Source organism: Flavonifractor sp. An4 (genome assembly GCF_002161755.1).
In the GTDB taxonomy this organism is placed as follows: domain Bacteria; phylum Bacillota; class Clostridia; order Oscillospirales; family Oscillospiraceae; genus Flavonifractor; species Flavonifractor avicola.
Window position 1 is genome coordinate 121953 of sequence record NZ_NFIL01000006.1, and the last position, 9241, is coordinate 131193.

The 9241-nt window shown below is 59.8% G+C and carries 10 protein-coding genes; 2 read left to right on the forward strand and 8 right to left on the reverse strand.

The features are described from left to right. Position 1: 1 nt before the first annotated feature. Entirely contained in the window at positions 2 to 469 is a 468-nt protein-coding gene (locus B5F94_RS04720; protein ID WP_087266362.1) for a cupin domain-containing protein, read from the forward strand. 18 nt (positions 470 to 487) lie between these two features. Then, positions 488 to 1090 carry a recombination mediator RecR gene (gene recR / locus B5F94_RS04725; protein ID WP_087328247.1) on the forward strand — a complete coding sequence of 201 codons (603 nt, stop codon included), beginning with the start codon at positions 488 to 490 and terminating at the stop codon, positions 1088 to 1090. 46 nt (positions 1091 to 1136) lie between these two features. Here recR and B5F94_RS04730 read toward each other — a convergent pair whose 3' ends face one another. From B5F94_RS04730 to B5F94_RS17025, 8 genes are all read right to left on the reverse strand, one after another. Then, the gene (locus tag B5F94_RS04730) at positions 1137 to 2417 is read right to left on the reverse strand and encodes a zinc-ribbon domain-containing protein (protein ID WP_087328250.1); all 1281 of its coding nucleotides are present in this window, start codon (positions 2415 to 2417) and stop codon (positions 1137 to 1139) included. Between the two features lie 103 nt (positions 2418 to 2520). Continuing rightward, on the reverse strand, positions 2521 to 3570 hold the full coding sequence (locus tag B5F94_RS04735) for an alcohol dehydrogenase (RefSeq protein ID WP_087328252.1): 1050 nt from the start codon (positions 3568 to 3570) through the stop codon (positions 2521 to 2523). An 83-nt stretch (positions 3571 to 3653) separates the two neighbouring features. Beyond that, the gene (locus B5F94_RS04740; protein WP_087328255.1) at positions 3654 to 4220 is read right to left on the reverse strand and encodes a prolyl-tRNA synthetase associated domain-containing protein; all 567 of its coding nucleotides are present in this window, start codon (positions 4218 to 4220) and stop codon (positions 3654 to 3656) included. A gap of 3 nt (positions 4221 to 4223) precedes the next feature. Then, a complete protein-coding gene (locus B5F94_RS04745; RefSeq protein WP_087328258.1) occupies positions 4224 to 5507 on the reverse strand; it encodes an O-acetylhomoserine aminocarboxypropyltransferase/cysteine synthase family protein in 1284 nt (427 codons plus the stop codon). A 117-nt stretch (positions 5508 to 5624) separates the two neighbouring features. Beyond that, complete coding sequence (locus B5F94_RS04750; protein ID WP_087266373.1) at positions 5625 to 6548, reverse strand: GerMN domain-containing protein; 924 nt, start codon at positions 6546 to 6548, stop codon at positions 5625 to 5627. Next, positions 6545 to 7978, reverse strand: coding sequence for a sensor histidine kinase (locus tag B5F94_RS04755; protein WP_242965584.1), 1434 nt, complete (start codon positions 7976 to 7978; stop codon positions 6545 to 6547). The genes B5F94_RS04750 and B5F94_RS04755 overlap by 4 nt, the downstream gene beginning before the upstream one ends. A gap of 28 nt (positions 7979 to 8006) precedes the next feature. Further along, the gene (locus B5F94_RS04760; RefSeq protein WP_087187440.1) at positions 8007 to 8693 is read right to left on the reverse strand and encodes a response regulator transcription factor; all 687 of its coding nucleotides are present in this window, start codon (positions 8691 to 8693) and stop codon (positions 8007 to 8009) included. Between the two features lie 20 nt (positions 8694 to 8713). Continuing rightward, on the reverse strand, positions 8714 to 9040 hold the full coding sequence (locus B5F94_RS17025) for a ComEA family DNA-binding protein (RefSeq protein WP_275533180.1): 327 nt from the start codon (positions 9038 to 9040) through the stop codon (positions 8714 to 8716). Positions 9041 to 9241: the final 201 nt, after the last annotated feature.

Here is a 9241-nt window from a genome sequence, read left to right on the forward strand (position 1 = left end):
CATGCCTGCGCCCCTGACCGACCGGCAGGCCAAAGGCCTGGGCATCACCACCCGTCATGAGCGGATGGACAACGGCGAGCTGCGGTTCCGGCTGTGCGCCTGTGACGGAAGTTCCTACATCCGTACCGAGGCCAGCGACCAGAGCGGCTGGCAGAACAGCCACCTCCATCGGTATGTCCATGAGCTGAATGTGATTCAGCAGGGCACTATGCTGGTGGTGGAGGAACGGGACGGAGCCCTTATTCCCCGGGTGCTACGCACTGGCGATTTTTATCTCTGCCCGCTGAACGTGCCCCACAACTCCTATATGCTGCCGGGCACGGTGGCCCACACGGTGAAGTACGGCCAGGACCTGCCCGACGTGGACTGGGTGGCCTGTCCCTGGCTGGACCCCCGCTGCCGGGCCCTGGACGTGGACGCCCTTGTCCGGGCAAGTTCCCCCTCCCCGCCCGGCAAACCCGATCTCTAAGAAGGGATGTTTTCATCTATGCAGTATTTTCCCCCCGCCCTGGAGCAGCTGGTGGAGCAGTTCGCCCGCCTGCCCGGTATCGGCCGCAAGAGCGCCCAGCGGCTGGCCTTCTATGTCCTCTCCCTGCCGGAGGAGGACGCCGTCGCCTTCGCTGAGGCCATCACCGAGGCAAAGGCCGCCATCCACTGCTGCCCGGTCTGTCAGAATTTCTCCCAGGGAGACGGCCTGTGTCCCATCTGCCAGGACCCCAAGCGTGACCCCTCAGTCATCTGCGTGGTGGCAGACCCCAAAGATGTGGCCGCTATGGAACGCTCCCGGGAGTATCCCGGCGTGTACCACGTCCTTCACGGCGTCATCTCCCCCATGAACCATGTGGGGCCCGATGAGCTGCGGGTAAAGGAGCTGGTAAACCGGGTGGCCGAAGGCGGGGTCAGCGAGGTCATTATGGCCACCAACCCCGACACGGAGGGAGAGGCCACCGCCATGTATCTCTCCCGTCTGCTGCGCCCCTTCGGGGTCAGGGTGACCCGGCTGGCCTACGGTATTCCGGTAGGCAGTCATCTGGAATATGCCGACGACGCCACCCTTATGCGTGCCTTGGAGGGCCGCCGGGAAATGTAAAAAAGAGTTCCGCGCCAGTGGCGCGGAACTCTTTTTTATTTCACCATCAGCGATTAACAAACAGATAGGACCGCTTTTTGAAGTATACAATCTGCAGAATCAGGATCAGCACATTGACGGCCAATACAATCAGCGGTATCGCCATAGCTTCCAAAATATAATTGCTGGGAACATGATAATTATTTAACCGACTAGATATAATAATTAAATTGGTTGCCAAAAACATTATGGGCAAGCAGTTTAGGATCAGGTACAAAACCCAGCCACCTGATTGGAGGCGAATCATTTTTACCCATGCTACCAACATCAGCACACCAAATATTGCAGCAATAAGGCCAATCAATGCGAGAGAATCAACAAAAAGCGGAGTAGCCAGCATGATTATGCCAGCAGGATTACATAACAAAGATGGGAATTCACCATAATAGTAATATTCGAGCCCCAAGCCAAAACTCATTCCGGTTCCAGAGATTGATCCAGCAATCCCCAGCAATACAATACCAATAATGAGATAGAATAGTGCAGTGGGAATCATGCTAAAGTAAATCTGGAACTTGTACCAGTTCATAGGGCAGCCGTAATCGATGCGGCCGTTGTGATAGACTGGCTGCCTCCGCTCCTCATAGGGGGAATTGTAGGCACTCTGCTGGGGCGCAGACTGCCAGCCGCCCTGATAGCCCTGCTGGGGAGCACTCTGCCAGCCGCCGGGTTGCTGGTTATTCTGCCAGCCGCTCTGCTGCCAGTTATTCTGCTGCTGCCAACCGGGTGCACTCTGCTGTGCGCCGTTCTGCCAGCTATTCTGCTGCCAGCCGGGAGCAGACTGCTGAGTGCTGCTTTGCCAACCACTCTGCTGCCAGCCGCCGGACTGAGCGTTCTGCTGGCTGCCCTGCCAGGAATTCTGCTGGGGCTCCTGCTGAGAGGCACTGGCTTGCCAGGGGCTCTGGGTTTCCTGCTGCGGAGCGGAAGCCTGCCAGGGACTCTGGGCTTCCTGCTGCGGGGCACTGGCCTGCCAAGGACTCTGGGCTTCCTGCTGGGGCGCGCTGGTTGCCTGCCAGGGGCTCTGAGGCTCCTGCTGAACAGGTTCCGGCTCGGCCTTTACCTGCTCCACCGGCTCCTCCGGCACGGGGTTAAAGGTACTCCAGTCAAATTCATCGTTGGACGGGGTGTTCTCCGGCTCCGCCTGGGGCACGACAGTCTCAGGCTCCTGGGGCGGAGTCATATCCTGCCGGGGCTCCTCCGTGACAACGCCGCCGGACTGCTTCTTTCCACAGGCAACACAGAATATGCTGCCGTCCGGGATCTGAGTCCCACAGTGTTCACAATACATATGCTTTTACTCTCCTCTACACTCTCTTGCGGTTGCTGGGATATCTTATTTTATGTCATCTTTCGACGTTTGTAAACCCATATCTTTCACAAATTCTCCAGCCTTATCCATCTGTCTCGTCCGCTGTCACGGCTACCTTGATTACGCCGTCCCGCCGGTTCTCAAAAAGCTCATAGGCCTCCTCAATGCGGCTGAGAGGATAGGTATGGGTGATAAGGGCGGTGGTATCCAGCTTCCCCTGCGCGATCAGATCCAGCGTTTGGGCACAGTTGCAGCCGTCCACCCCGCCGGTCTTGAAGGTCAGGTTCTTGCCGTACATCTCTGGCAGGGGCAGCACCTGGTCCTTGTCATACAGGGCCACCACCGTCACTACGGCATTGGGCCGGGCGCACTGCCAGGCCAAGCGGAAGGTATCCGGTCCGCCCGCCACCTCCAGCACCACATCGGCGCCGCCATGGTCGCTGTGAGCCTGCACAAAGGCCTCCGCCTCCTCCGGTCCTACCGTCAGCACACCGGGATAATGTGCCTCCACAAAGGCCCGGCGCAGAGGGTCCCGCTCGCACAGAATGATCTGTCTGGGACTCTGAAGCTGGACGCACTGGAGGGTACACAGGCCGGTGGGGCCGCCGCCGATGATGAGCACCGTGTCCTCCGGGCTGATCTCTGAAATATCCGCCGCCCAGTACCCGGTAGCCAGGATATCCCCCACAAAGAGGGCCTGCCGGTCGGATACCTCGTCCGGGATCTTGTTCAGTCCCTGGTCTGCATAGGGTACCCGGACATACTCGGCCTGACCGCCGTCGATGCGGCAGCCCAGGGCCCAGCCGCCGTCAGGATCGGTGCAGTTATTGACCCAGCCGTGGCGGCAAAAGTAGCACTGGCCGCAGAAGGTCTCCACGTTCACGGTCACCCGGTCGCCGGGTTTTACCGTGGACACCCCGGCGCCTATCTGCTCCACGATACCCACCATCTCGTGGCCCACCGTGATACCGGGCACCGCCCGGGGCACCGAGCCGTGCTTAATATGCAGATCACTGGTGCAGATGCTGGACAGGGTAACCTTTACAATGGCATCCCCGTCCTCCATCAGCTGGGGTTTGGGCTTGTTCAGCAGGGCAAATTTCCCCCGCTCCACATAAGTATAGGCCAGCATGACTCCCCCTCCTTTTTGCCACAGTATACCATATTCCCAGCCATGATGCAAAAGGGCGTGCCGCAAATGCGGCACGCCCAATATCATACTTCTGTTTCCGGCTCCGGCCAGGGCAAATCCACCAGGATGGGCTTGTGGCCCACCGCCGGCAGAAAGCGGTCCAGAAAATCGGACCGGGTCAGCTTGAGGGTAGAGGTGGAAAAGCAGGGATGACCACTGATAAAGTCTCCTTCCATCAGCTCCCGGTCTATCACCAACTGCACCTTGCCCTCCTTTTCGTGCATCAGCTCAAAAGCGCTGGCAGAGCCAGGGGCAGCCCCCAGCAGGTCCATCATATGCTCCGGCGTGGCAAAGGACAGCCTGGCACAACCCAACTGGGCGGTGACGTCCTTGGTTTTGAAGGGCTTGTCCCCCGGCATCATCAACAGGTAGAAGTCGGTCTGCTTCCGGTTGGTGAGCAGCAGGTTTTTGCAAATGGGAGCCCCCAGCACCTGCTCCACCGCCTTACAGTCCTCCATGGTGTTGGCATAGTCATGGTCGCACCGCTGATAGGAGATACCCAGCTTGTCCAGATAGGCATACACTGCCATCTCGTTGGGATGGCGCTCCTCCGCGGGCGGACCGCTGTATACGTTGGGATCTACCACCATGGCTTACACCTGCTCCAGGGCGTGGGCCACGTCCTCCAGAATATCGTTGATATCCTCGATGCCCACGCTGAGGCGCACCAGGTCGGGGGAGACGCCGGCGGCGGCCAGCTCCTCATCGGTCATCTGGCGGTGGGTGGTGGAGGCGGGGTGCAGGGTGCAGGTCTTGGCATCGGCCACATGGGTGGCGATGGAGGCCAGCTTCAGACCTGCCATGAACCTGGAGGCCGCCTCACGGCCGCCCTTCACGCCGAAGGACACCACGCCGCAGGTACCATTAGGCATATACTTCTGAGCCCGCTCGTAGTAGGGGTCCCCCTCCAGGCCGGGGTAACGCACCCAGGCCACCTTGGGATGGTCCTTCAGGAATTTGGCCACGGCCAGACCGTTCTCACAGTGCTTTGCCACCCGCAGAGGCAGAGTCTCCAGGCCGATGTTCAGATAGTAGCAGTTCTGGGGAGAGGGAATGGCGCCCAGGTCCCGCATGAGCTGAGCGGTGGCCTTGGTGATGTAGGCCCCCTCCAGACCAAAACGTTCGGTGTAAGTAATGCCGTGATAGCTCTCGTCGGGGGTGGTCAGACCGGGGAACTTATCGGCGTGGGCGGTCCAGTCAAACTTACCGGAGTCCACAATGGCGCCTCCCACCGCGTTGGCGTGGCCGTCCATGTACTTGGTGGTAGAGTGAGTGACAATGTCGGCCCCCCACTCAAAGGGACGGCAGTTCACCGGGGTGGCAAAGGTATTGTCGATGATGAGAGGCACGCCATGGGCATGGGCCGCCTTGGCAAACTTCTCAATGTCCAGCACGGTGAGAGCCGGGTTGGCGATGGTCTCGCCGAACACCGCCCGGGTCTCCGGCCGGAAAGCGGCATTCAACTCCTCCTCAGTGCAGTCCGGGTCCACAAAGGTAAAGTCAATGCCCATCCGCTTCATGGTCACGGCGAAGAGGTTATAGGTACCGCCGTAGATGGAGGAGGAGCAAACCACGTGCTCTCCGCAGGAGACGATATTAAAAATGGCATAGAAAGAAGCAGCCTGACCAGAGGAAGTGAGCATAGCCGCAGTGCCTCCCTCCAGGGCGCAGATCTTGGCAGCCACATGGTCATTGGTGGGGTTTTGCAGCCGGGTATAAAAATAACCGCTGGCCTCCAGATCAAAGAGGGCCCCCATCTGCTCTCCGGTGGCATACCGGAAGGTGGTGGACTGAACAATGGGGATGTTTCGGGGCTCTCCGTTGCCGGGGGTGTAGCCCGCGTGGATACACTGAGTACTGATACGGTGCTGGCTCATGGGCTGATTCTTCCTTTCTTTGCGTGGGTTACAGTGCTGGATCTCATCACACACTAATGCTATGAAGCATCAAATAATATGTGGTATGGTACACCCGGCAACGCCGGTTGTCAATACTTACCCTTCCGTGCCCAGGGTGGTGTCCGGGATCAGGGCCCGGTCCAGAGGCAAGCTGCCTACAGCAGGTGCCGGCTCTCCATCGATGTAGAGCTGTACCGCCTCCACCCCATCCAGTTCGCACAGGGTATTGACCATGGCGTACACCATCAGGGCCGCCGTTGTTTCACTGCCGGGCAGCCCCTGGATAAACTCAGGAGACAGATCCACCAGACAAACACCGTCCTCTACCTGAGCCGACAGGATCTGGCTTCCCTGGGGCAGGCAGGGACTCAGTCCTGCCTCTTCCGGCCCCTCGGCCCAGGCAGACAGCACCGCCTCTACCACAGTCTGGTCCACATTCTTGATGATCTGGCGCCGTTCCACGCCCAAATCCTGTCCTCCCTGCCGCAGATACCACAGATCCACACCCAGGGACATAGGCTCATCCGCACCGCCGGCCAACAGAATATCTTCCGCAGACAGCTGTTGAATAGAGCGATAGGGCAGTTCATGGCCCTCCACGGTCACATAGACGGAGTCCACCTCCTCCAGCTGACAGAGGGTCAGGGTCAGGCAGGCGTCAGCCAGGGTCAGGTTGACACCGGAGAGGCTGTAATATTGGTCGGACAGGTCCAGATGGAGTACTCCCTCCTTCAACTGCCAATCCAGCAGCTGCAGGCCGCTGGGGAAGGGGGTGGTCAGCTCCGGCGACTGGGGCTGCTCCAGCAGCAGTTCCATCAGGCCGGGAATGGTCTCCTGTCCCTGAGAAAGAACCCGGCGCTCCCCCTCTACCGCTGATTCTCCCTCCTCATTGGACAGGGCAGAGTAATAGATCACATAGCTCTGGCCATCCTGCTTGCCGGATCCGGCCTCCTGGGCAGCACATCCACTGGCGGTCAAAAGGGCGGCACAGAGCAGCACCGATATGCCTCGCTTGCTCACGGTTCCTCCCCTCCCTTCTCCGTCCAGCAGGAAAATCGCACTTCAAAGCAGGTGCCTTCCGGCTCCCGCCGCCGGGCGGTCACGGTACCGCCGTGCTGGCGCACCGTATCCCGGACAATGGACAGGCCCAGGCCGGTACCGCCCGCAGCCCGGGAACGGGCCTTGTCCACCCGGTAAAACCGGTCAAAAATCTTGGGCAGATCAGCCTCCGGAATACCCACGCCGGTGTCCTCTACCAGCAGGATCACCTGATCTTCCTCCTGCTTCAGGGTCACGGTCACGGTGCCGCCGGGCAGGTTGTATTTCACGGCGTTCTCCATCAGGTTAAATGCCACCTGATACAGATCGTCCTCGGTGGCCCGAATGATACATCCACTCTGGAGCGACAGCTTCAGCTCCACTTCTGCCGCTCGGGCCAGCGGGGTGAGCATATGCTCCACCCGCTCCACCACCGTCTTGACGTCCACCGGTCCGGTATGGATCTCATGGGCGGTGTCCAAACGGGTGAGGGTGAGCAGCTTTTCGGTAATACGGGTGAGGCGCTCGGCCTCGTCCCCGATATCAATGAGAAATTCCCGGGCGGTATCGCCATCCATGTTATCCGCCTGGAGGATAGAGTCGGTCAGCAGGCGGATGGAGGCCAGCGGTGTTTTCAGCTCATGGGAGGCGTCGGAGACAAAGCGCCGACGCACCTCCTCCGTGGTCTGGAGCCGCCCGGTCAGTTCGTTGAATTCGTCGGCCAGACGGCTGAGCTCGTCCCCGCCCTTAACGGTAACCCGGTGGCTGTACTCGCCCTGGCGCACCGTATGGATACCCCGCAGCAGCAGGGCGATTCGCCGGGTCAGGGCTTTGGAGAACACCACGCCCATCGCCGCCGTCACCACGCAGATTACAATGGAAATGGTCCGCAGGTTGTTCTGAATGCTCTGGAGCAGGGCCCCCTGCTGAGCGTCGTACTCATAGAGGTAAACCGCTCCCTGAGTCATGGAACGGTAGGTCACCGGAACCGCCGCCCGGCTGCACAGCGCCCCGTCCTCATACTCCGATCGGAACACATCATTGCCCTGCAAAGCCGTGACAATTTCCCAGATCATGGCATACTGACCGGCGGTATCCGACCGCTGGCTGCCCTCCTGAAAGTCACACAGCACCAGGCCATTGGGATCGGTGACCACCACCCGGGTCACCCCCAGGCTGCCCAGCAGCAGGCTGACCGTCTTGGTGGCTCCCTCCTGGGTCAGGGCTTCCGGCCCCGTAGCCAGGGCGGAAGCCAGCACTGAGGCCTGGTTCTGCAGGGAGGTCTGCTTGGACTGGTAGGCCAGAGTCTGGGTCACCATCACCGGATAGGTGTTGAGCAGTACCACCACCGCCGCCACAATGACCAGATAGGTCATGGCGTACTTAACCCGGAGGGATCGCCAGAAGGGCACTCGTCTGGCCCCCTCTTCTCTCTTCTGATTATCCATTCTTCAAATAATAGCCCACGCCCCACTTGGTGAGGATGTAGGTCGGATTGGCAGGGTCCAGTTCCAGCTTCTCCCGCAGGCGGCGGACGTGAACATCCACCGTCCGGTAGTCACCGGCGTACTCATAGCCCCACACCACGTTGAGCAGATTCTCCCGGCTGTACACCCGGCCTGGATTGCGCATCAACAGCTCCATCAGGTCAAACTCCTTGGCAGTCAGATCCACGCTCTTGCCGTCCTTCCAGGCCGCCCGGGCATCCGGGTCCAGGGTGATGTGCCCGATGACCAGCTTGCGGCCACCGCCCATCTGCTGGGCAGCCATGCCTGCCCGGCGGAGCAGGGCCCGCACACGGGCTTTCAGCTCCAGGATGTTGAAAGGCTTGGTAATATAGTCATCCGCCCCACATTCAAAGCCGATGATCTTGTCGGTGTCCTCGCTGCGGGCGGTGAGCATGATGATGGGCACGTTGGAAAACTCCCGAATCCGCATACAGGCCTGAAGTCCGTCGATTTTGGGCATCATCAGGTCCAGGATGATGAGGTCGAAGCCGCCCCCCCGGGCCAGCTCCACCGCCTCTTCCCCGTCGTAGCCCACTTCCACCTGGTAGCCTTCGCTCTCCAGGTTGAACTTAATGCCCTTGACCAGTACCTTTTCATCGTCCACAACCAATATTTTCAAGGCAGTTCCTCCTTTTTTATTCACGAGACGGTAACCATATCAATCAGTCCGCCTAAAATGCCCTCGCCGATGCCGTCTACCCGGGTCAGGTCCTCCGGCACCCGGAAGGGGCCGTTGGCCTCCCGGTCGGCGACGATGGCAGCCGCCCGCTTCTCGCCAATGCCGGGCAGTGTCATCAATTCCTCCATTGTGGCGGTGTTCAAATTGATTTTGCCGGAGGGCGAGGCCGCAGGGTTCTCACTTTCCGGTGCCGGAGTCCCGGTAGCTACCGGGACAGCTGACGGCTGGGCAGAGGTGACTGGAACTGTGACGGCGGTAGGTTGCGCCAGCAAGTTCTCTGTCTCCACCCGTACAGGTTGGGCGCTGGAAGCGCCCCGCAGAAACCAGCCCGCCGCAAAAGCCGCAAAGGCGGCGGCCAACAGGAGGGAAATTAGGCCTTGTTTTAAAAATTGCAGAGTATTGCATCATTTCAACAAAATGGCGATAGCGCCAATGTAAACGAAGGCAAGGAATGAGGAGTCGAGCTTATCATAGCGGGTGAAAATCCT

Excerpts from the sequence above, each read along its gene's own strand:
- B5F94_RS04720 (WP_087266362.1), top strand. The coding sequence starts at position 2 with ATGCCTGCGCCCCTGACCGACCGGCAGGCCAAAGGCCTGGGCATCACC.
- B5F94_RS04735 (WP_087328252.1), bottom strand. The coding sequence starts at position 3,570 with ATGCTGGCCTATACTTATGTGGAGCGGGGGAAATTTGCCCTGCTGAAC.
- B5F94_RS04730 (WP_087328250.1), bottom strand. The coding sequence starts at position 2,417 with ATGTATTGTGAACACTGTGGGACTCAGATCCCGGACGGCAGCATATTC.
- B5F94_RS04745 (WP_087328258.1), bottom strand. The coding sequence starts at position 5,507 with ATGAGCCAGCACCGTATCAGTACTCAGTGTATCCACGCGGGCTACACC.
- recR (WP_087328247.1), top strand. The coding sequence starts at position 488 with ATGCAGTATTTTCCCCCCGCCCTGGAGCAGCTGGTGGAGCAGTTCGCC.
- B5F94_RS04740 (WP_087328255.1), bottom strand. The coding sequence starts at position 4,220 with ATGGTGGTAGATCCCAACGTATACAGCGGTCCGCCCGCGGAGGAGCGC.